Here is a 24,090-nt window from a genome sequence, read left to right as displayed (position 1 = left end):
AGGGCTGGTTGAGCGCTGACACTCAACTAGCACCACGGGTTAAATTATAAACATATGTATTTTAATCAATCAATGATGATTTTTGAGAGAAATCATATGGAACCATGCAGGCGCTGGGCGACGCCAACCGGTTGAGAAACATTCCACACGGACCATCCCGTTAGGCGGGACGCATTCGCCAAAGACGATGGGAAGAGAAGAACGGACGGTTCGAATGCAACGGGAGAGCGATGCGCAAAAAAAAGACCAGCATATGAACCGACCTTCGCTTTTAGGCGTTCGCTCGTTCCGTAGACCCAGACCGCAAATGTTTCGCATCTTCCTTCGGCGGCCGCCCGAATAGTCGGGAATATTCACGGCTGAATTGCGACGGGCTTTCATAGCCGACTTGAAAGGCGGCGTCAGCGGCATCGATCGCCTCCGTCAGCAAAAGCCGCCGCGCTTCTTGCAGGCGCAGCTGCTTTTGAAACTGGATCGGGCTCATTCCGGTGACTTCTTTGAAATGGCGATGGAGCGATGCCGGACTCATATGAGACAACTCCGCCAGCTCTTCGATGCGAATCGGTTGACGATAGTGTTTCTTCATATATTCGATGACATGATGAATGTGATGGGTACGGCTGTTTTGGACGGCCAATTGTTTGAGGACGTCGCCATACGGCCCTTGCAGCACGCGGTATAAAATTTCTTTTTGGTACATCGGCGCTAAAATACGGATATCGTTGGGCGCGTCGAGCAAGCGAATGAGCCTCGTGACGGCATCAAGCAAATCCGGTTCCACCGCGCTGACAAACATCGCCCGCTTCGGTTTTTTCGGCGGACGAATATGGTTTTCGGTGCGCTGCAGCAGCTCGATGACTTGCTGGAGCGCTATTTCCATGCGCAAGGCCAAATACGGCGTCTGTTCGCTTGCTTCGACCACTTGGGAGATGACCGGCAAGTCGACGGAAGAGACAAGATAATGGGTTGGGCTGTACGTAAACCGTTCCCCCGCCAGCCATACGTCTTTTCGGCCTTGCACGATCAAGCAAAACGATGGGCGTTGGACGCCGTGCTTCGGTGTTGTTGGATGTGATTCGCGAAACAGAAAAAGCGATGGAATCTCTGTTTCGTAAACCCCGTCTTTTCCGGTATGGCGTTCGATGAGCGACGCCAATTTCTGTTGTTGCTCAATGATCGATTTCAACCGTTTTTCCCCCTTCCACTACAGTTATTTTACCTAACCCTTTTCCGTAACTGGAAGAGGGTTGAGAGAATTAGGCAATGATTTGCGAGAATTGTGATACCGGTTGCGGTGCAAAAGAGAGCATAATGACATTGTGGGTAGCGTTCTTCGTGGCGATGTGCGCTGCCGGTTTGCCATTGTCGCCATGATTAACCGAATCAAGCAAGGAGGTAGAGAACGATGCAAATGGTAGTGTTAAACAACGGCGTCAACATGCCGATCTTAGGCTTCGGCGTCTATCAAATCAACGATCTGGAATTGTGCGAACAATGCGTGTACGATGCGCTCATGACCGGCTATCGGCTCATTGATACGGCTGCGTCGTATCAAAATGAAGAGGCTGTTGGGCGGGCGATCAAACGGAGCGGCATTCCGAGAGAAGACATTTTTGTGACGACGAAACTGTGGATTCAAGATGCCGGCTATGAAAGCACGAAAAAAGCATTTGCGAGATCGTTGGAGCGGCTGCAGCTTGATTACATCGATTTGTATCTCATTCACCAGCCATTTGGGGATGTATACGGCTCTTGGCGCGCCATGGAGGAGTTGTATCGCGAAGGGAAAGTTCGCGCGATTGGGGTGAGCAATTTCCACATGGACCGTCTCATCGATTTGATTCTTCATCATGACGTGACCCCGGCGGTCAATCAAATTGAAACGCATCCGTTCTGCCAACAAGTGGAAAGCGCGGAGTTCATGAAACAACATGGCGTCCAAATCGAGTCGTGGGCGCCTTTTGCGGAAGGACGAAACAATATGTTTCAAAATGAAGTATTGGTTTCAATCGCGAACAAGCACAACAAATCGGTCGCCCAAGTCATTTTGCGCTGGCTGACGCAAAGGGGGATTGTGGCGATTCCGAAATCGGTGCATAAAGAGCGCATCGTGGAAAACTTCCAAATCTTTGATTTTGAGCTCGATCAAGAGGATATGAACAACATCGCCGCCCTCGATACGAAGCAAAGCTTGTTCTTTTCCCATCGCGATCCCGAAATCGTGAAGTGGCTTTGCCAGCGCCGATTGGAGATTTAACGGAAAATAAAGGAGGAAGAGGATGCAAAAACGTCAATTAGGCAAAAGCGGCTTAGAAGTGTCCGCGATCGGGCTCGGCTGCATGGGGATGAGCTACGGCTATGGGCCGGCTGCCGACAAAAACGAAATGATCGCTCTCATTCATGCGGCCGTGGAGCGCGGGGTCACGTTTTTTGATACGGCCGAAGTGTACGGGCCATACGTGAATGAGGAATTGGTCGGCGAGGCGCTCGCTCCGTTCAAAGGAGAGGTGGTCATCGCCACGAAATTCGGCATTCAACTGAAAGACGGCAAGCAAGTGCTCGACAGCAAGCCGGAGACGATCCGCCGCTCGGTGGAAGGTTCGCTCAAGCGTCTGAGAGTGGAAGCCATTGACCTGTACTATCAACACCGCGTCGACCCGGACGTGCCGATCGAGGAAGTAGCCGGAGTGATCCAAGACTTGATGAAGGAAGGCAAAATTCGGCATTGGGGGCTTTCGGAAGCTGGGGTGCAAACGATCCGCCGCGCCCATGCGGTAGAGCCGCTTACGGCTGTCCAAAGCGAATACTCGTTATGGTGGAGAAGTCCGGAAGAAGAACTATTGCCTGCGCTTGAGGAGCTCGGCATTGGCTTTGTGCCGTTCAGCCCGCTTGGCAAGGGATTTCTGACCGGAGCGATTGATCGGAACGCAACGTTCGCCGAATCCGATTTCCGCCGCATTGTGCCGCGGTTCCAGCCGGAAAACCTCGAGGCCAATCAAGGGCTGGTCGAGCTCATCAAACGGTTTGCGGCCGAGAAACAAGCGACGCCGGCGCAAATCGCCTTGGCGTGGCTGTTGGCGCAAAAGCCATGGATCGTGCCGATCCCGGGAACGCGCAAATTCGAGCGCCTCGAAGAAAATCTTGGCGCGTTGGAGGTCGTGTTGACGGCAGAGGAATTGCAGCGGTTGAACGATGCCCTCGCCAACATCGACATTGCCGGCGACCGTTATCCGGCTGGTTCGGACTTTGCCAAGCGGGTAAGCAAATAGCGCTGGGGGATAAAGGCTGCTTTTTGGATCGCTCGATTGTAGTTGTGTATTTGGCGATCTTTTTTTTGCCAGGGCAAAAGCCGACGTTCGTTCCAATGATGGTAGACATTGTTGCTCGTTTTGTTCATTTCGCAAACACAGTGTAAAGCAAGCAAAGGGGAAAGAGAGGGTGAACCAACATGAAATATGTGAAACTTGGCAACACCGGTTTGGACGTTTCGCGCCTTTGCCTCGGCGGCATGAGTTTTGGCGTCCCCGGCCGCTGGATTCATCCATGGGTGCTTGATGAAGAGAAAAGCCGTCCGATCATCAAGCGGGCGCTGGAATTAGGCATCAACTTTTTTGATACCGCCAATGTGTATTCCGACGGAACGAGCGAGGAAATATTGGGGCGGGTGTTAAAGGACTACGCCGATCGAGATGAAATTGTCATTGCCACGAAAGTGTATTTCACGGCGCACGAAGGGCCAAACCGGAAAGGGCTGTCCCGAAAGGCCATCATGAGCGAAATTGACAAAAGTTTGAAACGGCTGGGCACCGATTATGTCGATTTGTATCAAATCCACCGCTGGGACTATGATACGCCGATCGAGGAAACGATGGAAGCGTTGCACGATGTGGTGAAAGCGGGAAAAGCACGATACATCGGCGCGTCTTCGATGTATGCTTGGCAGTTTTTGAAGGCCAATTATACAGCGGAAAAACACGGGTGGACGAAATTTGTGTCGATGCAAAATCATTACAATCTCATTTACCGTGAGGAAGAGCGGGAAATGCTGCCGCTTTGCCAAGAGGAGAACATCGCTGTGATCCCGTACAGCCCGCTGGCGTCAGGAAGGCTGGCGCGCGGCGCGTCAGAAACAACGCATCGTTCCGAAACCGATCAAATTCAACGATCAAAATACGACACCACGGCCGAGGCGGATCGAGTGATCATCGAACGGGTCTCTGAGCTCGCCAAACAACACGGCGTGAAGCGCGCGCAAATCGCCCTTGCCTGGCTGCTGCAGAAAGAACCGGTCACCGCACCGATTGTCGGGGCGACGAAACTGTCCCATCTCGAAGATGCGGTCGGCGCGCTATCCATCTCGTTAACAGCAGAAGAAATCGCCTACCTAGAAGAACCGTACGTGCCGCATCCGATCGTTGGGCATCGATAACGGAGGGAGAACAGGCTGTCCAAAAAGTCCGGCTCATTAGGCTGGATGGGGACAGTCTTTTGGTTGTTTATGGATGAAAAGACATTTTCTTCATATGTAAAACGAAACATATGGAAAGGATGGGAAACGGTGTCGTTCAGTTACTACGGGCCGACCTTTGCAACGGAGCCAACGCTACCGTTTCCCATGGGTGTGATGGAAACAATTACCGGCGCTTGGCGATGGCCAGCGCCTTTTTCGTATTGGCGAAATGAAGCTTGGCGCACGTCTCAAGCGCTTCAGCCCCCCGCGCGCGGATGATCCGGGCGGCGGCTTCATCGGCCATGGCGCCGGCGCCTTTTGGAAGCGGGAGGCCGATGGCGCGGGATAATCGCTCCATTTCGTCTAAAAACACATAGCGGGCGATGATCGAGGCGGAGGCGACTGATACGTGGGCACTTTCTGCCTTTGGAAGGCAGTGCACCCGCTCGCTTACGATGCGCGCTTCCCCTGCGAGGCAGCGGAAATACGAGTCACGTTCTAAAAATTGATCGATAATGATTGCTTCCGGTTCGATAGGCGCGATTTTGTCGAGCAGCTTGGTGAGCGTCCGGTTGTGAAGCAGCGCCTTCATTTTCGTCTGCGGCATGCCGCTTCGCTGCCAGCGGTTGTATTGGGGGTTATCCAGCACGGTGACCGCATGCGGCACGGTTTCCATGATGGCTGGTGCGATCCGTTTGATCGCTTCATCGTTCAATTGTTTCGAATCTTTCACGCCAAGCGCCGCGATTTTGGCGATATGCGACCGCTCAACGTAGGCAGCGGCGACGACGATCGGGCCGAAATAATCGCCGGTGCCGACTTCATCGGAACCGATGGCGGAAAGAGACCCGAGTTGATGAGCTGCCAAAGCGGACGGCTGGTGGTCAGCTGTTTCGTTTGAGGCGCTCGCCCCTGATATCCATTTCGCTGCTTCTTGCTCCGCCGCTTTCCCTTGAAACAGCACTTTGCCTGAGCGGTAGGCGGTGATCACGACATCCGGGCGCTTGACGGCAAACAACGCTCCAGCCGGAAGCCGGTCGGACAAGGCGTCTTGGTAGTGAGCGCGCAAGGCGTCAAGCAGCTGTTGGTCGGCTTGAATCACATAGTTTGACAACGTTCGATCGCTCCTTTATCTTCTCTATCGTTGCTGTGTGTCGCTTCTTTCCATTATACCAGCGTTCATGATATGATAAACAGTAGGATTTGGCGAAATGGGGGAGAAAGCTTGACAGAACAGCCAAAAACGCGGGTGAGCGTCCGCATCTATGGACAAGACTACACGATCGTCGGCGCGGAAAGCCCGGCCCACATCCGGCTCGTGGCGGCGTTCGTTGACGATAAAATGCATGAATTCAGTGAGAAAAATCCGCTGCTCGATGTGCCGAAGCTGGCCGTGTTGACGGCCGTCAACATCGCCAGTGAGTATCTCAAACTGAAAGAAGAATATCAACGGCTGGCGGAAAAGCTGAAACAGGAAAAGGACGGGAAACAGGATGATTGATGTCGTGCTGCTGTTTGTCCTGTTGCTGGGGGCGATGATCGGGCTGAAGCGCGGCTTTATTCTCCAGTTCATTCATATGGCCGGGTTTTTCATCGCCTTTTACGTCGCTTACCGGTATTATGAACGGTTGGTGCCGACATTGCGCCTTTGGATTCCGTATCCGACGTTTGGCGATCCGGAGACGATGAAGCTGCTGTTTCAGAGCACCCATTTAGACGATGCCTATTATCGGGCGATTTCCTTTGCACTTTTATTTTTTGTGGTGAAAATCGTGCTTCAAATCGTCGGCTCGATGCTCGATTTCGTCGCCCAGCTGCCGCTGTTGCGCAGCGTCAACCGCTTGGCCGGGGCGGCGCTCGGATTTGCGGAAGTGTATTTGCTTGTCTTTTTGCTTTTGTATATCGGTGCGCTCGTGCCGATTGACAGCGTCCAAGAACAGCTGCAACGTTCGCTCATGGCGACCGTGATTGTGAAACATACGCCGGTGTTGTCGGAGATGCTTGGCAACTGGTGGATTCATGGCCGCGTTTGACGGAGCGCGGCCGCGGTTTTTCGGGAAAGGGAGGGACGGGGATGAGCGTCCATAAAAAAGAGGTCATCCGCCTGCTTGAAACGATCGCACTGTATATGGAGATCAAAGGAGAAAATCCATTTAAGGTCAACGCCTTCCGCAAAGCGGCGAACGCCTTGGAAACGGATGAGCGGAGCCTCGCGGAAATTGGCGATTTCACCGCCATTCCCGGCATCGGCAAAAGCACGGCGGCGATCATCACCGAGTTTGTCGAAACCGGTTCATCATCGGTGCTCGAGGAATTAAAGCGCGATATTCCGGAAACGCTTCTTTCCTTGCTTAAGATCCCGGGGCTTGGCGGCAAAAAAATCGCCAAGCTGCATCAGGAGCTTGGCATTGTCGATATGGACGGATTGAAAGAAGCGTGCTTGGCTGGAAAAGTGCGGGAGCTTCCCGGTTTTGGCGCGAAAACGGAAGAAAAGCTGCTTGCGGCCATTGAAAAGGCAGGCAAACGCCCCGAGCGGCTGCCGCTCGCTCGGGTGCTCGCGATCGCGGCGGACATTGAACGCCAGCTCGCTTGTCTTGATGGCGTCATCCGCTTCTCGCGGGCCGGCAGTTTGCGGCGCTTGAATGAAACGGTGAAAGATTTGGATTATGTCATCGCTACCGACCGTCCGGCCGAGGTGCGCGACGGGCTGCTCGGCTTTGAGCGCGTCCGCGGGGTGCTCGCCGCTGGGGAGACGAAAGTGTCGCTTCTTTTCCAGTATGAGGATGAAGTGGCCGTTGACTTTCGGCTGGTCAGCGAGGCGCAATTCGCGACCGCGCTTCATCATTTCACCGGATCGAAGGAGCATAACGTGCGCATGCGCCAGCTCGCCAAAGAGCGCGGCGAGAAAATCAGCGAATACGGCGTGGAAGACGAAGCGACAGGCGAAGTGAAAACGTTCCCGAATGAAGCGGCGTTTTACGCCCATTTCGGGCTGCCGCACATTCCGCCGGAGCTGCGTGAAGATGGCACGGAAATCGAGCGGTTTTCCGCTGATCGGCCGCTTGTGCGCCTTGAAGACATTCAAGGCGATTTGCATATGCATTCGGCGTGGAGCGACGGGTCGTGTTCGCTTGCGGAGCTCGCTGAGGCGTGCCGCCGCCGCGGCTACCGGTATATCGCCATCACCGACCATTCGCACTATTTGAAAGTCGCCAACGGCTTGACCCCGGATCGGTTGCGGCGCCAGCGCGAGGAAATTGAGCGGCTGAACGCGCGCTATTCGGATTTTACGATTTTGGCCGGCATTGAGATGGATATTTTGCCGGACGGGACGCTCGATTACGACGATGACGTGCTCAAGGAGCTTGATTTTGTCATCGCCGCCATTCACTCTGCGTTCAAACAGCCGCGCGAGACGATCATGAAACGGTTGGAGGCGGCGCTTCGCCACCCGTACGTCGATGTCATTGCCCACCCGACCGGGCGGCTGATCGGCCAGCGCGACGGCTATGACGTCGATATCGAGCGGCTCATCGAGCTGGCGGCGGAGACGAACACGGTGCTTGAGTTAAACGCCAACCCAAACCGGCTCGACTTGTCGGCGGCCTACGTGAAAAAAGCCGAGGAAGCGGGGGCGTATATTGCCATTAACACGGACGCCCACCATTTGGACATGCTCGAGGATATGGCGATCGGCGTAGCGACGGCAAGAAAAGGTTGGATCCATAAGGAAACGGTCATCAACACATGGCCGCTTGAAAAGCTGCAACAGTTTTTGCGCGACAAACGAAAGAAATGAATCAGCTGGGGGTCAGATACGTGCAACGAAAAGTGCTTCACACCTTGGGGTTCGATAAAGTGAAAGAGCAGTTGGCAGAGCATGCGTCCTCGCCGCTCGGTTTGGAAAAAATCGACGCTCTCATACCGTCTTCTGACTTGGAGGAGGTGGCCGCCTGGCTTGACGAAACGGATGAAGCCGCCGCTGTTTTGCGGCTTGCTGGCTATGCGCCGCTTGACGGAGTAGTCGACATCCGTCCGCATCTCAAGCGGGCGGCGATCGGCGGCACGCTCAGCCCGCAAGAGCTGCTTGAAGTGGCGGCCACCTCGGCCGCAAGCCGGCAAATGAAGCGGCTGATTATGGATCTGCATGAAGAGCACGGGGGATTGGACCGTCTGTCCACTTATGCCGATGAGCTCGTGGAGGTGCCGGCGCTTGAACATGACATTCGCCGCTCGATCGACGACCATGGCGAAGTGTTGGATGCCGCAAGCGACCGCCTCCGCTCGCTGCGCGGGCAAATTCGGTCAGTGGAAGCGCGCATCCGCGAGAAACTCGAGAACATCATCCGCTCGCCGTCGGCGCAAAAGCGGCTGTCGGACGCCATCATTACGATCCGCAATGACCGATATGTCATCCCGGTGAAACAAGAGTATCGCGGCGCCTACGGCGGCATCGTCCACGACCAGTCAGCGTCCGGGGCGACGCTGTTTATTGAACCGCAGGCGGTCGTCGAGTTGAACAACGCGCTCCGCGAAGCGCGGGCGAAAGAAAAGCAAGAAATCGAACGCATTTTGCGCGAACTTTCGGCAAAAGTCGCTGAGCAGGCCGAGCCGCTTGCGCGGGCGGTTGAGTCACTTGCGGCGCTTGATTTTGCGTTCGCCAAGGCGAAATACGCCCGCCGGTTGCAAGCCGCGAAGCCAGCGGTCAATAGCCGAGGCTATCTTCGTTTTTTGCAGGCACGCCATCCGCTGCTGGATCAAGAAAAGGCGGTGCCGAATGACATTGAACTCGGCGGCGACTATACGACGATCGTCATCACCGGGCCGAACACCGGCGGAAAAACGGTGACGTTAAAAACGATCGGCTTGTTGACGCTCATGGCGCAAGCGGGGCTGTTCATCCCGGCGGCTGATGGATCGGAAGCGGCGGTGTTCCGTTCCGTTTTCGCCGATATCGGCGATGAGCAGTCGATCGAACAAAGCTTGAGCACGTTCTCGTCCCATATGGTCAATATCGTTGACATTTTGCGCCATGTCGATGGTGAAAGCCTTGTGCTGTTTGACGAGCTTGGGGCTGGCACCGATCCGCAGGAAGGGGCGGCGCTCGCCATCGCCATCTTGGATGAAGTGCATGGGCGCGGAGCGCGGACGGTGGCGACGACGCATTATCCGGAGTTGAAAGCGTACGGCTACAACCGCCCCGGTGTCGTGAATGCGAGCGTCGAGTTTGACACCGAAACGCTCCGCCCGACGTATAAACTGTTGATCGGCATCCCCGGCCGCAGCAACGCCTTTGACATCTCGCGCCGCCTTGGGCTTGATGAACGCATCATTGAGCGGGCGAAAGCGCAAGTGAGCGCGGAAAGCCATAACGTCGAAAACATGATCGCGTCGCTTGAACGGAGCAAAAAGCAAGCGGAGGAAGAGGAAGCGCGGGCGCGGGCGGCGCTGGAGGAGGCTGAGCGTCTGCGCGCCGAATGGGAACAAAAATGGGAAGAGCTCGAAGAAGAAAAAGCGGAGCGGCTGGCGGAAGCAACGCAAAAAGCAGCCGACATCATCCGCGCCGCGGAACGCGAAGCCGAGCGGATCATTCAAGAGCTGCGCCGCTTGCAAAAAGAAAAGCAGGCGGAAGTGAAAGAGCATGAGCTCGTCGAGGCGAAACAGCGGCTCGCTGCTGCGCTGCCGAAAGTGGAGAAGCGAAAAAAAGCGAAAAAGGCTGCTTCACGCCATGTGTTCCAGCCGGGTGATGAAGTGAAGGTGACGAGCCTCAACCAAAAAGGCTACTTGATCGAAAAAGTGTCGGACGACGAATGGCAAGTGCAGCTTGGCATTTTAAAAATGAAAATCCGTGAACGCGATTTGGAGTATATCGGCAGTGCGCCGGCGAAAGAAGTGACGCCGATTGCGACGGTGAAAGGCAAGGACGCCCATGTGAGCCTCGAGCTTGACTTGCGCGGCGAACGGTACGAAGACGCTCTCCTTCGGCTTGAGAAGTACTTGGATGATGCTGTGCTCGCTGGCTATGCGCGTGTTTCGATCATTCACGGCAAAGGAACGGGCGCGCTCCGCCAAGGAGTACAGCAGTTTTTGAAGCAGCATCGGGCGGTGAAAAGCTTCCGATTTGGTGAGGCGAATGAAGGCGGCACTGGGGTGACGATCGTGGAACTGAAATGATGGGGGCGATGGCAATGGCGTCGTTTTGGGAGCACGACATGGTGAAAACGGCGGCCAATTTCAGCGTCGCCGTGCTGTGCATCGTCGTCTTTTTAGCCGTATTTGAATTGGTGACGAAGTACAAAAACTGGGAAGAGATTCGCAAAGGCAATGTGGCGGTGGCGATGGCAACCGGCGGGAAAATTTTCGGCATCGCCAACATTTTTCGCTATGCGCTCGCCCGCCATGAATCGCTGCCGTCGATGATCGGCTGGGGGCTGTACGGGTTTTTGCTTCTGCTGGCCGCGTACTTTATTTACGAATTTTTGACGCCGAAATTCAATATTGATGACGAAATTGCCAATGACAACCGGGCCGTCGGCTTGATTTCCATGGTGATTTCCGTCGGTTTGTCGTTTGTCATCGGCGAAGGGATTCAGTAAAGGGGAACAACGAATGAACGCAGTAGTCAAATGGTTGTTGATCGCAGTCGGACTGCTTTTGATCGCCGGCATCGTCTATATGGCGGTGCGCAACCGATCGGTTGATGTGTTGGCGAAAATCTTGTTTGTCATTTGCGCGTGCTTTTTCTTCGTTGGTTTGGTGTACTGGTTTTGGTGACGTCTCGCTCAGGCGAGGCGTTTTTTTGATGAAAAATTAGAAAAAGTAAAATAAAATAGAAGTAAGGGGGGATTGGGATGGAAAAACCGTGGCTCGCTCACTACCCGCCGGAGATTCCGCATACGCTCGACTATCCAAAGAAAACGCTTTCCGACTATTTGCGGGAGACGGCGGAACAATTCGGAGACCATGAGGCGATCGACTTTTTGGGCAAAACGATGACGTTTCGCGAGCTGTACGAGCAGGCTTTGACATTCGCGCATTATTTGCGGACGATCGGATTGAAAAAAGGGGATCGGGTGGCGGTGATGCTGCCGAACTGCCCGCAGGCCGTCATCAGCTACTATGGGACGCTCCTAGCCGGCGGCATCGTCGTGCAGACGAATCCGCTTTACACCGAGTATGAGCTTGAATACCAGCTGAACGACAGCGGCGCCTCGGTGCTCGTGACGATGGATCTTCTGTATCCAAAGGCGGAAAAGGTGAAAGGGAGGACGCCAGTCAAACATTGGATTGTCACGAGAATGCAAGATTATTTGCCCACGGTGAAGAAATGGCTGTATCCGCTTGTGCAGCGGAAGCAAAACATGCCGATTGTCCGCATCGCGGAAAGCGAAACTGTTCATCTGTTCCGCACGATCATGAGCTGCAAAGAGACGGCGCCGATCGGGGAGGACATTGATCCGGTGGAAGATGTGGCGCTGCTGCAATATACAGGCGGCACGACGGGGCATCCGAAAGCGGCCATGTTGACGCATCGCAATTTGATCGCCAATACGCTCATGTGCGCTCATTGGGTGTATAAATGCGAAAAAGGAAAAGAAACGGTGCTCGGTGTGCTTCCGTTTTTCCACGTGTACGGCATGACGACGGTGATGAATTTGTCCGTGATGATGGCGAGCAAAATGGTGCTGCTCCCGCGCTTTGATGTCAAGCAAACATTAAAAGCAATCGAGCGCACCCGGCCGACGATGTTCCCAGGCGCGCCGACGATGTATATCGCTTTGTTGAATGAGCCCGACTTGGCCAAATATGATTTATCCTCGATCAACGTCTGCATCAGCGGCTCCGCTCCGTTGCCGGTTGAGGTGCAGGAGCAGTTTGAACGGGTGACGGGCGGAAAATTGATTGAAGGCTATGGGTTGACCGAGGCGTCCCCTGTCACCCACAGCAACTTCCTTTGGGATGGGGAGCGGGTGAAAGGAAGCATCGGCGTTCCGTGGCCGGATACGGACGCGAAAATCATTTCCTTGGAAACGGGTGAGGAAGCAAAGCCGGGCGAGCGTGGAGAACTCGTCGTGCGCGGGCCGCAAGTGATGAAAGGCTATTGGAACCGTCCGGAGGAGACCGAGCAAGTGCTGCGCGACGGTTGGCTGTATACAGGTGACATCGGCTATATGGATGAGCGGGGGTATTTTTATATCGTCGACCGCAAGAAAGATGTCATTATCGCCGGCGGTTACAACATTTACCCGCGCGAAGTCGAAGAAGCGCTGTACGAGCACCCGAAAGTGCAGGAAGCGGCCGTGATCGGCGTTCCGGATCCGTACCGCGGCGAGACGGTGAAAGCGTTCGTCGTGTTAAAGCCGGGGGAGATGTGCAGCGAACAGGAGCTTGACGCGTTTATGCGCCAGCGCCTGGCTGCTTACAAAGTGCCGCGCATCTACGAGTTCCGCAGCGAATTGCCGAAGACGGCGGTCGGCAAAATTTTGCGCCGCGTGTTGGTGGAAGAGGAGAAAAAGAAGCTTGACAAATCGGCAGAATTGCCCGTAAAATGAAAATATGAATGATGGTTCATTCATTTGGCGGATGGAAAGTGAGAAAAGGAGAATCCATATTGCGGAGGGAAAAGCCGAAATTTAAGCAAATCATTGACGCTGCCGTCGTCGTCATCGCCGAGCACGGCTACCATCAAGCACAGGTGTCGAAAATCGCCAAGCAGGCCGGTGTCGCCGACGGCACGATCTACCTTTATTTTAAAAACAAAGAGGATATTTTAATTTCGCTTTTTCAGGAAAAGATGGGGGCGTTCATCGAGAAAATTGAACAAGAGACAGAAGGAATTTCAAGCCCCCTAGAGAAATTGTATGTATTGGTGAAAACTCATTTTTCCGCCCTCGCCGCTGATCCGCATATGGCGGTCGTGACGCAGCTTGAGCTGCGCCAGTCGAACAAAGAGCTGCGCCATCGCATCAATGAGGTGCTGAAAGGATATTTGCGGCTCATCGACCGCATCATCATGGAGGGGATGGAAAAAGGGGAGTTTCGCCAAGATTTAGACGTCCGGCTCACTCGGCAAATGATCTTTGGCACCCTTGATGAAACGGTGACGACGTGGGTGATGAACGAGCAAAAGTATGACTTGGCCGCCCTCGCCGATCCGGTGTACGAACTGCTCGTCAAAGGGTGCGCCGCCGGGCGTTAGGAAAGGCAGAAAGGGGAGAGGCTTCATGGAGCATTTTCGCATAGCGAAAGAGGAGTTCGTCGCCGTCGTGACGTTTTCGCGGCCGCCGGCGAACGCCCTTTCATCAGCGGTTTTGAAAGAGTTTTCAACCGTGTTGGACGAGCTCGAGACCGATCCGGAAGTACGCGTCGTGCTGCTTCATGGCGAAGGAAGATTTTTCTCAGCCGGCGCCGATATTAAAGAATTCACGTCCATCGCTTCCGCTGAGGAGGCATCCGGCTTGTCGCGCAACGGCCAACTCGTGATGGAGCGGATCGAACGCTTTTCCAAACCAGTCATTGCGGCGATTCACGGCGCCGCATTAGGCGGTGGGTTGGAGCTGGCTATGAGCTGCCACATTCGCGTGGTGGCGGAAAACGCCAAACTCGGCCTTCCGGAGTTGCAGCTTGGCATCATCCCTGGATTTGCTGGCACGCAGCGGCTTGTGCGCTACGTCGGCTTTGGCAAAGCGGCGGAAATGATGTGGACGAGCGAGCCGATCACCGGACTCGAAGCGGTTGAATGGGGGCTTGCCAACAAGGCGGTGCCGGAAGAGCGGCTTCTTGATGAAGCAAAAGCGTTGGCGAAAAAGATCGCCGCCAAAAGTCCGCTTTCCGTCCGTGCGACGATTGAACTGCTCAACACCGCGAAGGAAAAATCGTTTGCCGAGGCAGTGCGCGAGGAAGCGGAATGGTTTGGCCGCGTGTTTGGATCCGAGGATGCAAAAGAAGGCGTGCAGGCGTTTTTGGAAAAACGGCCGCCTGTCTTTAAAGGGAAATGATCCCTGTAAATATCTGAATGTTGGAACATGAAACAATGTTCGATCAAACCGAGGAGGGGAACGACATGAACATTTTTGTGTTGATGAAACGCACCTTTGACACGGAAGAAAAAATCTCCATCGTCAATGGCAAGATCAACGAGGAAGGCGCTGAATTCATCATCAACCCGTACGACGAATACGCCATTGAAGAAGCCATTCAAGTCCGCGACAAACAGGGCGGTGAAGTGACGGTCGTCACCGTCGGCAGCGAGGAAGCGGAAAAAGAGCTGCGCACGGCGCTCGCCATGGGCTGCGATAAAGCGGTGCTCATCAACATTGACGATGATGTCGAAGAACAAGACCAATATACGACGGCGAAAGTGCTCGCTGAATACTTAAAAGACAAAAACCCGGACTTGATTTTAGCCGGCAACGTCGCTATTGACGGCGGTTCCGGGCAAGTCGGCCCGCGCGTTGCGGAATTGCTCGGCATTCCGTATGTGACGACGATCACGAAGCTCGACATTGCCGACGGCGGCAAAGTGACCGTTGTGCGCGACGTCGAGGGGGATGAGGAAATCATCGAAACGTCGCTGCCGCTCCTTGTCACCGCTCAACAAGGGCTGAATGAACCGCGCTATCCGTCGTTGCCGGGCATTATGAAGGCGAAGAAAAAGCCGCTTGACGAGTTGGAGCTTGACGACCTGGATCTTGATGAAGAGGATGTCGAAGCAAAAACGAAAACGATCGAAGTGTTCTTGCCGCCGAAGCGCGAAGCGGGCAAAATTTTGCAAGGCGAGATCGCTGATCAAGTGAAGGAACTCGTTCAGCTGCTCCGCTCCGAAGCGAAAGTGGTATAAGCGGAAACCGCTGTCGGCGTTCGGATGAAGCACAACGGGGAATCAAAGGATAGGGGGACTGAAACATGGCACGTAAAGTATTGACCTTAGCAGAAGTGCGGGATGGATCGCTGCGGAACGTTTCGTTTGAAGCCATTGCAGCGGCCAAAACGATCGCCGAAGGCGGGGAAGTCGTCTCGGTGCTCGTCGGCGACCAAGTGCAGGCGCATGCGAACGAACTCATTTACCGCGGTGCCGACCGCGTCGTCGTCATCGAACATCCGAATTTGAAATTTTATACATCAGATGGCTATTCGCAAGCGTTAAAAGCCGTGATTGACAAAGAGCAGCCGGAAGGCATCGTCTTCGGCCATACGGCGCTCGGCAAAGACTTGTCGCCGAAATTGGCCATCAAGCTCGACGCCGGCCTCGTTTCCGACGTCATCGCCGTCGAAGAGGCAGGCGGCAACATCGTCTTTACCCGTCCGATCTACTCCGGCAAGGCGTTTGAAAAGAAAATTGTCACCGATGGCATCATCTTCGCGACCGTGCGTCCGAACAACATCGCGCCGCTTGAGCGCGACGAGTCGCGCACAGGCAGCGTGGAAGCGCTCGCCGTCGAGATTAAAGACTTGCGCGCGATTGTCAAAGAAGTCGTCCGCAAAACGGCGGAAGGCGTCGACTTGACCGAGGCGAAAGTGATCGTCGCCGGCGGCCGAGGCGTCAAAAGCGCCGAAGGCTTCAAGCCGCTCAAAGAGCTCGCCGAAGTGTTGGGCGGCGCGGTCGGCGCTTCGCGCGGGGCGTGCGATGCCGGCTATTGCGACTACTCGCTGCAAATCGGACAAACGGGAAAAGTCGTCACGCCGGACCTTTACATCGCCTGCGGCATCTCAGGCGCCATCCAGCATTTAGCGGGGATGTCCAACTCGAAAGTCATCGTCGCCATTAACAAAGACCCGGAAGCCAACATCTTTAAAGTCGCGGACTACGGCATTGTCGGCGATTTGTTCGAAGTCGTTCCGCTCCTCACCGAAGAGTTCAAAAAACTGAAAGTGCATTCGTAATGAACAACACGGGCGGCTGCAGCCGTCCGTTTTTTGACGGATAAATTCCGCGGCAAAAGCGAATAGTAGAAACGAAGCAAAACATTCGCGCAGACTTGCATTCCATGGTATACTTTGCTTGCAGCATTCAAGAAGATGGGAGGGAATCCATATGGCGATTGTCAACGCCACTGACCAAACGTTCGCCGCAGAAACGAAAGACGGCCTCACGCTCGTTGACTTTTGGGCGCCATGGTGCGGACCGTGCCGCATGATCGCTCCGGTGCTGGAAGAGCTTGACCGCGAAATGGGCGACAAAGTGAAAATCGTCAAAGTGAATGTCGATGAAAACCAAGAAACAGCGTCGAAGTTCGGCGTCATGAGCATCCCGACGCTGCTTCTGTTCAAAGATGGCCAACTTGTCGACAAAGCGATCGGCTATCAGCCGAAAGAGGCGCTTGTGGAGTTTGTGAGCAAGCATGCGTAATGTCGATGACCAAAAATCCAGAGGGAGGGACCTCTGGATTTTTTTGATGGCCTCAAAAAATGATTGACAACAGGAAGCATTTTCTTTATATTAATAACCAACAATTCATATTGGTTATATAGGAATTATACATTTTTTATTCATAGTTTTTCTATAGTTATAGTTTATTTTTGGGAGGTGATGCCGCTTCGCTTTATTCCGTTGCGAATTAGATGAGGAAAACGAGGAGGGACAATGATGGATCAATGGTTAAAACAGAAGAAAGCACTATGGATGCTGGCCATCGTCTTTTTGTTATGGATGGGCTCCGGATGCGACGCACATAGCGGGAAGGAAGACAAAGGATCTGCTTCGTCGCAAAAAGGGGAAGCAAGCGAGGTCATTCGGATCGGCTATCAAAAATATGGCACGCTCAATATGCTAAAAGCGCGCGGGGATTTGGAAAAACGATTGAAAAAGTTGGGGTATACGGTGCAATGGTCGCTGTTTCCCGGTGGGCCCCAACTGCTTGAGGCGATGAACGCGGGCAGCTTGGATTTTGGCCATACAGGTGAAGCGCCGCCTGTATTTGCCCAAGCAGCTGGAACACCGCTTTTATACGTGGCGACCACGCCGCCGAATCCGGCTGCTGAAGCGATTTTAGTCCCCAAAAATTCGCCAATTCGCACGATCGCGGACTTGAAAGGGAAAAAAGTGGCGTTGAACAAAGGATCGAACGTTCACTATTTGCTTGTCCAGGCGTTGGAAAAAGCAGGATTGAAACTTTCTGACATCCAGCCCGTTTATTTGCCTCCCGCAGACGCGCGCGCTGCTTTTGAGCAAGGAAGCGTCGATGCGTGGGTCATTTGGGATCCGTTCTACGCCGCGGCGGAGCAAGGCGGAAAAGCGCGTGTCATAGCAGACGGGCAAGGATTAGCAGCCAACCGGGAGTTTTTCTTTGCTTCTCGATCGTTTGCGGAAAAGCATGCGGATGTTGTCAACATCATTTTGGAAGAGCTGAAGAAGGTCGATCGCTGGGCAAGCAATGATCCGAAAGGAGTAGCCGCGTTTTTGGCTCCGGAGCTCGGCATTGATGAACAGGCGCTGGAGACGGCAGCCAAACGGCGCACATACAACATTGAGCCGGTCACCGATGAAGTCGTGGCTCAACAGCAGCAAATCGCCGACCAGTTTTTTCAGTTAGGGCTGCTGCCAAAGAAAATAGACGTGAAAGAGGCGGTTTGGCGTGAGGGGAAATGAAGAAATGCGCACAAGAGTGATGAGAGGCTGAATGTATGATAGAAAGCCGGTCTGCCTCCTTGACAACATGATCGTGGTTAGGTTCGAATGCGTCATCCAACAGGCTGAAAGGGCAGACAACTTTTGGACGAGAATCGATGGAAAGGAGTGGAAATGAAGTGAAATTATCAAGGTGGACGGGATGGGCTGGGGGGAAGGCTGTGCCGTGGGCGTTGCCGATCGGTCTACTCGCTGCATGGCAAGCGGCAGCAGCAGCTGGTTGGCTGTCTTCGCGAGTGCTGCCGGCGCCGACTGATGTGATTGTTGCGGCGTGGAATCTTGCTTCGAACGGAGAATTATGGAAACATTTGTCCGTCAGTTTTTGGAGAGCGCTGACTGGCTTTGCCATCGGCGGATCGATCGGATTTCTTCTCGGCTTGCTCAATGGAGTGTTTCGTCCGGCTGAGCGATTGTTGGACACATCGATCCAAATGATTCGCAATATTCCGCATTTAGCATTGATCCCGCTCGTTATCTTATGGTTTGGCATTGGAGAGGAGGCGAAAGTGTTTCTTGTCGCGTTAGGCGTGCTGTTCCCGATGTATGTCAACACCTTGCACGGCATCCGCAATGTCGACGCCGGCTTGCTGGAAATGGGGCGCGTCTATGGGCTTGGACCATGGCAGCTGTTTTGGCGCATTTGGCTGCCTGGTGCGTTGCCTTCGATTTTAGTTGGATTGCGCTATGCCCTTGGCATTATGTGGTTGACGCTCATCGTCGCGGAAACGATCGCGGCCGACCGCGGCATTGGATATTTGGCCATGAATGCGCGCGAGTTTATGCAGACCGATGTCGTTGTTTTCAGCATTTTGCTTTACGCGCTGTTCGGCAAGCTGGCCGACAGCATCGCCCGTTTTCTAGAAAGAAGATGGCTTCGTTGGAACGTCAATTATCAGCATATATGAAAATCGCCAAACAATGTCAGGCGCTTCAACAAATGTCCATAAGGCTTGGAAACGAATGTTGGAAGGAGGATCAATGAATGGGACCGGGACGAGGGGCGGAGTTGATTTTGGAACAAGTGGGAAAACAGTTTGGGGACAAACACGCGTTGCGCCGCGTCAATTTGGTGGTGAAGAGGGGAGAGTTTGTCGCCATCATTGGCCGCAGCGGATGCGGCAAAAGCACTCTGTTGCGCTTGGCCGCCGGATTGGAGGAGCCGACGTCCGGCCGGATCCTGGTGGATGGGGAGGAGCTGCGTGGGCTCAATGAGAAGGCACGTGTCATGTTTCAGGACGCCCGCTTGCTGCCGTGGCGGCGCGTCATGGATAACGTCGGGCTCGGATTGAAAGGGGAATGGGAGCCGAAAGCGCTGGAGGTGCTCGAGCAAGTGGGGCTGGCTGACCGTGCGGACGATTGGCCGACCGTGCTGTCAGGAGGACAGCGCCAGCGCGTGGCCCTTGCCCGCGCCCTCATCAGCCATCCGCAGCTACTGTTGCTCGATGAACCACTTGGAGCTCTTGATGCGCTCACTCGGATTGACATGCAGCGTCTCATTGAACGGCTTTGGCTTGAACAGAAGTTTACGGCTTTGCTTGTTACGCACGATGTTGATGAAGCGGTGATGCTGGCGGATCGAGTAATCCTCATCGAAGACGGGGTGTGCACACTTGATGTGCCTGTGCGTCTGCCGCGGCCGCGCCAGCGCGGCGATGCGGCGTTCGCCGATTTGGTGGATACGATTTTGCGTCGCATTTTAGGCACAAAGCCGGAGGAGAGAGCGATCGCTTCAGTTTCCATCGGTGAGAAAAGGAGGGCGTTGTAGATGAAAAAACGGTTGGTTTGGCTATCTGTGTTAAGCGCATGCTTATGCCTGCTGCTGGCGGCTTGCGGGCAAGAACGAGGCGCCTCCCCCGCCTCGTCCAAGGATTCGGCGTCAGCCGATTCATGGCCGAAAGAGCTGCATATTGGCTATCAAAAATCATCGTTTTCACTATTTTTGAAAGAAAAAGGATACTTGGAAAAACAATTACAAAAGCATGGTGTTCAAGTCAAATGGTTTGAATTCCAATCCGGTCCCCCCCTTCTGGAAGCGTTGAATGCCGGACAAATCGACATCGGTTATGTCGGCGGGGCTCCCGCGGTGTTGGCGCAGGCGAACCCGGATTCACAGTTGGTGTATCTTGCCTACGAACCGGAAGTTGCGCGGGCGATCATTGTGCCCAAAACATCGTCGATTCAAACCGTTGCTGATTTGAAAGGAAAAAAAGTGGCTTTCGGCAAAGGATCAAGCGCCCATTATACACTATTGACGGCATTAGAGACAGCTGGATTGACACTTAACGACATTACTCCGGTGTATTTGCAGCCGTCTGAAGCGCGAACTGCGTTTGAGCGTGGTGATGTGGACGCCTGGGTCATTTGGGATCCGTTCTTGGCCGATGCCGAAGTGAACGGCGGTGCGCGCATTTTGATGGATGCGAAAGGACTTCCCAAACAATATGGATTTATCGTAGGACGGAATGGGGATGTGAAGCAGTATGCAGATGTAGCGAAGACGGTCATTGCACAACTGAATAAAGTTCATCAAGAAATCCACTCCTCTCCCGATGAAGCCGCCAAACTATTGGTTAAAGAAACGAAAATTGGCGAAGAGATTTGGAAACGGACGTTGAGCCGAAGAGGATATGGGGTGTTTCCGCTGACGAAGGAGGTGGTCGACGCCCAGCAACGCATTGCGGATCGTTTTTATGAGGCCGGGGTGATTCCAAAACGGGTCAAAGTGGAAGACGCTGTGGTCGTCATAAAGGGACAATAAGGAAATCCTGTAACATTCACACTTCATCAATACAAGCTGTTCCACTGAAAATGATAGGGCATTGTGAAAAGCCGAATTCCCCTTGAACAACGCTCTTCCAAGGGGATGTTAAGGACAGCGGGGCATAAAAGAATGTGGGGGGAAAACAAATGACAACGGTGGCCATTATTTCTGGAAGTCCGTCGCGCGCCTCGAAAACGAATCGAGTGGCCGAATGGGTGAGCGAGCAATTGCAACGGATCGGCCATACGGTATATTTCATCCGATTGCGCGATTTGCCGGCGGAAGATTTGCTTTATGCGCATTCATCAAGCGATTCGATTGTGAAAACACATGATTGGATCCGCCAGTCACGAGTGGTGGTTGTACTAAGTCCAGTGTATAAGGGAAGTTACACCGGCATTTTAAAAGCGTATTTGGATTTGCTGCCGGAAAAGGCGTTTGCTGGGAAGCTAGTTGTGCCGATTGTTACGGGGGGGACCATTGCTCATCTGTTGGCTCTCGAATACGCGCTCAAACCCATTTTCTCCATTTTGGGAGCGCGGGAAATCTTGCATGGCGTCTTTATTTTGGATTGGACATTGGGGCATGATGACGAAGGCCGCCTCGTGTTTTCGGACGACTTGTTGTCGAGGATGGAAGAGGTGATTCATTCCATTTCCCATGGCTCTGAAAAAACGATCATGAGATAAGGAGGAAAACAATATGAAAGTCCTTTGGTTTATTCCTTCTCATGGCGACGGACGGTATTTAGGGACGGCAAAAGGCGGCCGCTCGCCGGAATACAGCTATTTCAAACAAGTGGCCCAAGCGGCTGATCGATTGGGATACGAAGGGGTGCTCATTCCAACGGGGAAATCGTGCGAAGATCCATGGCTGTTGGCGGCAGCGCTGGCAGCGGAAACGAGGCGATTGCGTTTTCTTGTCGCTGTTCGCCCAGGATTGATGACGCCAACATTGGCGGCGCGCATGGCCTCCACGTTCGATCGCATTTCCGATGGCCGGCTGCTTGTAAATGTCGTCACCGGCGGCGACCCCGTTGAGTTGGCGGGGGATGGGCTGTTTTTGTCGCATGACGAACGGTATGAAGCGACGGACGAGTTTTTGACGATTTGGCGCCGATTGCTGGAAGGAGAAGAAGTGACGTTTGCAGGAAAGCACGTGTCAGTCAAAGGGGCGAAATTGTTGTTCCCGGCTGTGCAAAAACCGTATCCGCGCCTCTTTTTCGGCGGATCGTCGGATGCCGGCCAACAGGTTGCCGCCCGCCATGCGGACGTCTACTTGACTTGGGGGGAGCCGCCTAGACAGGTGAAAGAAAAAATAGAACGGGTAAGGGAACTCGCTCGCCAAGAAGGGAGAGAAATCGAATTTGGCATTCGTCTCCACATCATTGTTCGCGAAACAGAAAAAGAAGCGTGGGAAGCGGCAGAGCGATTGATTCAGTATGTAGATGACCGGACGATTGAAGAGGCGCAGCGGGTGTTTTCCCGTTATGACTCTGTCGGGCAGCAACGGATGCGCGAGCTGCACAGGGGGAGGAAAGAGTCGTTGGAGATCAGCCCAAACCTTTGGGCGGGGATTGGGCTCGTTCGCGGCGGCGCGGGCACCGCGCTTGTCGGTGATCCGGAAACAGTGGCTGAACGTCTCCGTGAATACGAGCAACTCGGCATCCGTTACTTCATTTTATCAGGTTATCCGCATTTGGAAGAGGCGTATCGCGTGGCGGAATTGTTATTCCCGTTGTTGTCATTGGATGTTCCTTCTTCTTCCATTCGCGGCGAGGTAGTGGGTCACGAGTTTTTTCCAAATGTGATTAAGGTGTGATCGGTTCTAAAAAAGGGGGATGCGCTGCAAAAGAGCATCCATCCTTTTTTATTTTTGATTGACTTTGAAATTCATGTTCTTTTATAATCGTGCTTGTGTGATATTGATTATCATTTTTAATGGTCTATGGGGGGATCGATCATGTCATGGAAATGGAAGTGGCTCGCCGTGTTCGCCGCCGCGGCGTTGGCGCTTGGCGCGTGCGGCCAGAGCAAACAGACGGCGGGAACAGAAAAAGAAAGCAGCAACCAAACGGCTGTGGAAAAACAAGAAAAGCCGAAAGAGGAAGAGAAGACGGAGAACGAGAAGGAAGAAGCGGAAGTCGATTATGCGGGAGCGTTCAGCGAAGCGCTCGCGGAGCTTGAGAAGGCGAAGCAAGGCGGGGCGGTCGACTTCGGCAAAGTGGAGAGCATCTACAAAGAAAAGCTGCAGCCGCTTGTACAAAAACGTGACGCGGAATTTGAAGATACGCTTGACCAACATATTACCAACGCACTGGCCGCCGGCAAAGACGGGTCGCTTGAGCCGTTGGTTGTCAAGCAAATTTTTGACAAGCTGATGCAAAAAGTGTTTTACACGACGATCAAACATGAGTTTACCGAAGCAGAAGAGCATTGGGCCAATAAGGAAGAAGTAAAGGAAGAGCTTGAGGAAGCGAAGGCATTTTACGCGATTTTGCAGTCGACCGTGGAAAAGCGCGATGTGGCTTACGGAACGAAGTTGGTTGACGCGATCAACGGGGCGTTTGCCCAAATGGAGCAAGCGGTGCAAAACGATGATGCGCTCTCATTTGCCCTCGGCAAGCAAGTCGTGGACAAAACATTGATGAAAACATTCTATTTAGCGAGCGGAGCGTTGCCGCACGGCTATGCGGCGAAGGCGGCGGCTGCGGCCAAGGAAAACGCCGAAGAAGCCAAAGTGGAGCAGGCGGAAGGCTGGGCGTTTTATCAGTCCGTCTATCCGTATATGAAACGGCATGCCGCGGAGGAGGCGGACTACATTTTGAAACAGTTTGACCTGCAAACCGATGTCAAAACGCTCGATCCGAAAGCGGTGAACCATGCGTTCGTGCGCGGATGGGCGAAAGTGGCGCTTCACGAATATGAAGAAAGCAAAGAAAATTGGGGGCAAGACAAGTCGGTGATCACCGCCTTAGAAGGCGCGCTCTTTATTAACATGATCGAAAATGATATCAAAACGCTGCTCGGCGACAAGGCGTACAGCACGTTGAACGATCAGGCGGCGCGCTACTTGGAAGCAGCAAAGGCGAAAAACAAAGCCGAAGCTGACAAATGGCTGCCGCAAATTGAAGCTGCGCTGCAGCAAGTAGTGGAAAAGGCGAAATAATGACGAAGGAGGGTGTCCCCAAGGACGCCCTTTTTTCACAAACGCCCTTTCGGCTTGTCCCGGCTGAGAATGCGTTTTGGCGGA

24 protein-coding genes are annotated in these 24,090 nt (G+C 53.8%); 22 read left to right on the top strand and 2 right to left on the bottom strand.

Going from position 1 to position 24,090, the window contains the following annotated elements:
• Positions 1-271: 271 nt before the first annotated feature.
• Positions 272-1,186: an AraC family transcriptional regulator gene (locus tag ETR37_RS12945; RefSeq protein ID WP_081132339.1), complete on the bottom strand. Its 915-nt coding sequence runs from the start codon at positions 1,184-1,186 to the stop codon at positions 272-274.
• Positions 1,187-1,405: 219 nt separating this feature from the next.
• On the opposite strand from ETR37_RS12945, the gene ETR37_RS12940 reads away from it, so the two are divergent.
• The 3 genes from ETR37_RS12940 (at position 1,406) to ETR37_RS12930 (ending at position 4,429) form a co-directional block, all read left to right on the top strand.
• Positions 1,406-2,257 carry an aldo/keto reductase gene (locus tag ETR37_RS12940; protein WP_081132341.1) on the top strand — a complete coding sequence of 284 codons (852 nt, stop codon included), beginning with the start codon at positions 1,406-1,408 and terminating at the stop codon, positions 2,255-2,257.
• 22 nt (positions 2,258-2,279) lie between these two features.
• Positions 2,280-3,269 carry an aldo/keto reductase gene (locus ETR37_RS12935; protein ID WP_081132343.1) on the top strand — a complete coding sequence of 330 codons (990 nt, stop codon included), beginning with the start codon at positions 2,280-2,282 and terminating at the stop codon, positions 3,267-3,269.
• A 179-nt stretch (positions 3,270-3,448) separates the two neighbouring features.
• Complete coding sequence (locus tag ETR37_RS12930) at positions 3,449-4,429, top strand: aldo/keto reductase (protein WP_081132345.1); 981 nt, start codon at positions 3,449-3,451, stop codon at positions 4,427-4,429.
• 205 nt (positions 4,430-4,634) lie between these two features.
• On the opposite strand, the gene rnhC is transcribed toward ETR37_RS12930, so the two are convergent.
• Positions 4,635-5,564: a ribonuclease HIII gene (gene rnhC, locus ETR37_RS12925; RefSeq protein WP_021322153.1), complete on the bottom strand. Its 930-nt coding sequence runs from the start codon at positions 5,562-5,564 to the stop codon at positions 4,635-4,637.
• Between the two features lie 111 nt (positions 5,565-5,675).
• On the opposite strand from rnhC, the gene zapA reads away from it, so the two are divergent.
• From zapA to ETR37_RS12835, 19 genes are all read left to right on the top strand, one after another.
• Positions 5,676-5,951 carry a cell division protein ZapA gene (gene zapA / locus ETR37_RS12920; RefSeq protein ID WP_021322154.1) on the top strand — a complete coding sequence of 92 codons (276 nt, stop codon included), beginning with the start codon at positions 5,676-5,678 and terminating at the stop codon, positions 5,949-5,951.
• Positions 5,944-6,483 (top strand): CvpA family protein, encoded by a 540-nt coding sequence (locus ETR37_RS12915; protein ID WP_020755584.1) that lies wholly within the window; start codon positions 5,944-5,946, stop codon positions 6,481-6,483. Before zapA ends, ETR37_RS12915 begins: the two co-directional genes overlap by 8 nt.
• A 41-nt stretch (positions 6,484-6,524) precedes the next feature.
• The gene (gene polX, locus ETR37_RS12910) at positions 6,525-8,249 is read left to right on the top strand and encodes a DNA polymerase/3'-5' exonuclease PolX (RefSeq protein WP_129447352.1); all 1,725 of its coding nucleotides are present in this window, start codon (positions 6,525-6,527) and stop codon (positions 8,247-8,249) included.
• 20 nt (positions 8,250-8,269) lie between these two features.
• Positions 8,270-10,624, top strand: a complete 2,355-nt coding sequence (locus ETR37_RS12905) for an endonuclease MutS2 (RefSeq protein ID WP_368665941.1) — start codon at positions 8,270-8,272, stop codon at positions 10,622-10,624.
• Positions 10,625-10,638: 14 nt separating this feature from the next.
• Positions 10,639-11,046 (top strand): DUF350 domain-containing protein, encoded by a 408-nt coding sequence (locus tag ETR37_RS12900; RefSeq protein WP_015375560.1) that lies wholly within the window; start codon positions 10,639-10,641, stop codon positions 11,044-11,046.
• 13 nt (positions 11,047-11,059) lie between these two features.
• Positions 11,060-11,224, top strand: a complete 165-nt coding sequence (locus ETR37_RS19170; protein WP_013144552.1) for a hypothetical protein — start codon at positions 11,060-11,062, stop codon at positions 11,222-11,224.
• A gap of 77 nt (positions 11,225-11,301) precedes the next feature.
• Positions 11,302-13,002, top strand: coding sequence for a long-chain-fatty-acid--CoA ligase (locus ETR37_RS12895; RefSeq protein ID WP_129447350.1), 1,701 nt, complete (start codon positions 11,302-11,304; stop codon positions 13,000-13,002).
• A gap of 59 nt (positions 13,003-13,061) precedes the next feature.
• Positions 13,062-13,649, top strand: a complete 588-nt coding sequence (locus ETR37_RS12890; RefSeq protein ID WP_011232163.1) for a fatty acid metabolism transcriptional regulator FadR — start codon at positions 13,062-13,064, stop codon at positions 13,647-13,649.
• Between the two features lie 25 nt (positions 13,650-13,674).
• Positions 13,675-14,448 carry an enoyl-CoA hydratase gene (locus ETR37_RS12885; RefSeq protein ID WP_060788008.1) on the top strand — a complete coding sequence of 258 codons (774 nt, stop codon included), beginning with the start codon at positions 13,675-13,677 and terminating at the stop codon, positions 14,446-14,448.
• Between the two features lie 65 nt (positions 14,449-14,513).
• Entirely contained in the window at positions 14,514-15,290 is a 777-nt protein-coding gene (locus ETR37_RS12880; protein WP_129447349.1) for an electron transfer flavoprotein subunit beta/FixA family protein, read from the top strand.
• 65 nt (positions 15,291-15,355) lie between these two features.
• A complete protein-coding gene (locus ETR37_RS12875) occupies positions 15,356-16,333 on the top strand; it encodes an electron transfer flavoprotein subunit alpha/FixB family protein (RefSeq protein WP_015375557.1) in 978 nt (325 codons plus the stop codon).
• 151 nt (positions 16,334-16,484) lie between these two features.
• Entirely contained in the window at positions 16,485-16,799 is a 315-nt protein-coding gene (trxA, locus tag ETR37_RS12870; RefSeq protein ID WP_015375556.1) for a thioredoxin, read from the top strand.
• A gap of 237 nt (positions 16,800-17,036) precedes the next feature.
• Positions 17,037-18,038, top strand: coding sequence for a sulfonate ABC transporter substrate-binding protein (locus ETR37_RS12865; RefSeq protein ID WP_015375555.1), 1,002 nt, complete (start codon positions 17,037-17,039; stop codon positions 18,036-18,038).
• A gap of 137 nt (positions 18,039-18,175) precedes the next feature.
• Positions 18,176-18,982, top strand: coding sequence for an aliphatic sulfonate ABC transporter permease SsuC (ssuC, locus tag ETR37_RS12860; RefSeq protein WP_020755574.1), 807 nt, complete (start codon positions 18,176-18,178; stop codon positions 18,980-18,982).
• Positions 18,983-19,059: 77 nt separating this feature from the next.
• Entirely contained in the window at positions 19,060-19,842 is a 783-nt protein-coding gene (locus ETR37_RS12855; RefSeq protein ID WP_015375553.1) for an ATP-binding cassette domain-containing protein, read from the top strand.
• Positions 19,843-20,835, top strand: coding sequence for an aliphatic sulfonate ABC transporter substrate-binding protein (locus ETR37_RS12850; RefSeq protein ID WP_129447348.1), 993 nt, complete (start codon positions 19,843-19,845; stop codon positions 20,833-20,835).
• 149 nt (positions 20,836-20,984) lie between these two features.
• A complete protein-coding gene (gene ssuE, locus ETR37_RS12845; protein ID WP_015375551.1) occupies positions 20,985-21,527 on the top strand; it encodes an NADPH-dependent FMN reductase in 543 nt (180 codons plus the stop codon).
• 13 nt (positions 21,528-21,540) lie between these two features.
• The gene (ssuD, locus tag ETR37_RS12840; protein WP_020755571.1) at positions 21,541-22,659 is read left to right on the top strand and encodes an FMNH2-dependent alkanesulfonate monooxygenase; all 1,119 of its coding nucleotides are present in this window, start codon (positions 21,541-21,543) and stop codon (positions 22,657-22,659) included.
• Positions 22,660-22,800: 141 nt separating this feature from the next.
• Complete coding sequence (locus tag ETR37_RS12835; protein ID WP_033005938.1) at positions 22,801-24,006, top strand: hypothetical protein; 1,206 nt, start codon at positions 22,801-22,803, stop codon at positions 24,004-24,006.
• The last annotated feature ends 84 nt before the right edge of the window (positions 24,007-24,090 follow it).

Source organism: Geobacillus sp. PK12 (assembly GCF_004123125.1).
In the GTDB taxonomy this organism is placed as follows: Bacteria; Bacillota; Bacilli; order Bacillales; family Anoxybacillaceae; genus Geobacillus; species Geobacillus zalihae.
This window is presented reverse-complemented; position numbering and strand designations above follow the sequence as displayed.

Bases quoted from the DNA above. Each gene is read 5' to 3' on its own strand.
- ETR37_RS19170 (WP_013144552.1), top strand. From the start codon at position 11,060: ATGAACGCAGTAGTCAAATGGTTGTTGATCGCAGTCGGACTGCTTTTG.
- ETR37_RS12940 (WP_081132341.1), top strand. From the start codon at position 1,406: ATGCAAATGGTAGTGTTAAACAACGGCGTCAACATGCCGATCTTAGGC.
- ETR37_RS12935 (WP_081132343.1), top strand. From the start codon at position 2,280: ATGCAAAAACGTCAATTAGGCAAAAGCGGCTTAGAAGTGTCCGCGATC.
- ssuD (WP_020755571.1), top strand. From the start codon at position 21,541: ATGAAAGTCCTTTGGTTTATTCCTTCTCATGGCGACGGACGGTATTTA.
- ETR37_RS12835 (WP_033005938.1), top strand. From the start codon at position 22,801: ATGTCATGGAAATGGAAGTGGCTCGCCGTGTTCGCCGCCGCGGCGTTG.
- ETR37_RS12930 (WP_081132345.1), top strand. From the start codon at position 3,449: ATGAAATATGTGAAACTTGGCAACACCGGTTTGGACGTTTCGCGCCTT.
- ssuC (WP_020755574.1), top strand. From the start codon at position 18,176: ATGGAAAGGAGTGGAAATGAAGTGAAATTATCAAGGTGGACGGGATGG.
- ssuE (WP_015375551.1), top strand. From the start codon at position 20,985: ATGACAACGGTGGCCATTATTTCTGGAAGTCCGTCGCGCGCCTCGAAA.
- ETR37_RS12850 (WP_129447348.1), top strand. From the start codon at position 19,843: ATGAAAAAACGGTTGGTTTGGCTATCTGTGTTAAGCGCATGCTTATGC.
- ETR37_RS12900 (WP_015375560.1), top strand. From the start codon at position 10,639: ATGGCGTCGTTTTGGGAGCACGACATGGTGAAAACGGCGGCCAATTTC.
- ETR37_RS12875 (WP_015375557.1), top strand. From the start codon at position 15,356: ATGGCACGTAAAGTATTGACCTTAGCAGAAGTGCGGGATGGATCGCTG.
- ETR37_RS12895 (WP_129447350.1), top strand. From the start codon at position 11,302: ATGGAAAAACCGTGGCTCGCTCACTACCCGCCGGAGATTCCGCATACG.
- ETR37_RS12915 (WP_020755584.1), top strand. From the start codon at position 5,944: ATGATTGATGTCGTGCTGCTGTTTGTCCTGTTGCTGGGGGCGATGATC.
- polX (WP_129447352.1), top strand. From the start codon at position 6,525: ATGAGCGTCCATAAAAAAGAGGTCATCCGCCTGCTTGAAACGATCGCA.
- ETR37_RS12880 (WP_129447349.1), top strand. From the start codon at position 14,514: ATGAACATTTTTGTGTTGATGAAACGCACCTTTGACACGGAAGAAAAA.
- ETR37_RS12865 (WP_015375555.1), top strand. From the start codon at position 17,037: ATGGATCAATGGTTAAAACAGAAGAAAGCACTATGGATGCTGGCCATC.
- trxA (WP_015375556.1), top strand. From the start codon at position 16,485: ATGGCGATTGTCAACGCCACTGACCAAACGTTCGCCGCAGAAACGAAA.
- ETR37_RS12855 (WP_015375553.1), top strand. From the start codon at position 19,060: ATGGGACCGGGACGAGGGGCGGAGTTGATTTTGGAACAAGTGGGAAAA.
- ETR37_RS12885 (WP_060788008.1), top strand. From the start codon at position 13,675: ATGGAGCATTTTCGCATAGCGAAAGAGGAGTTCGTCGCCGTCGTGACG.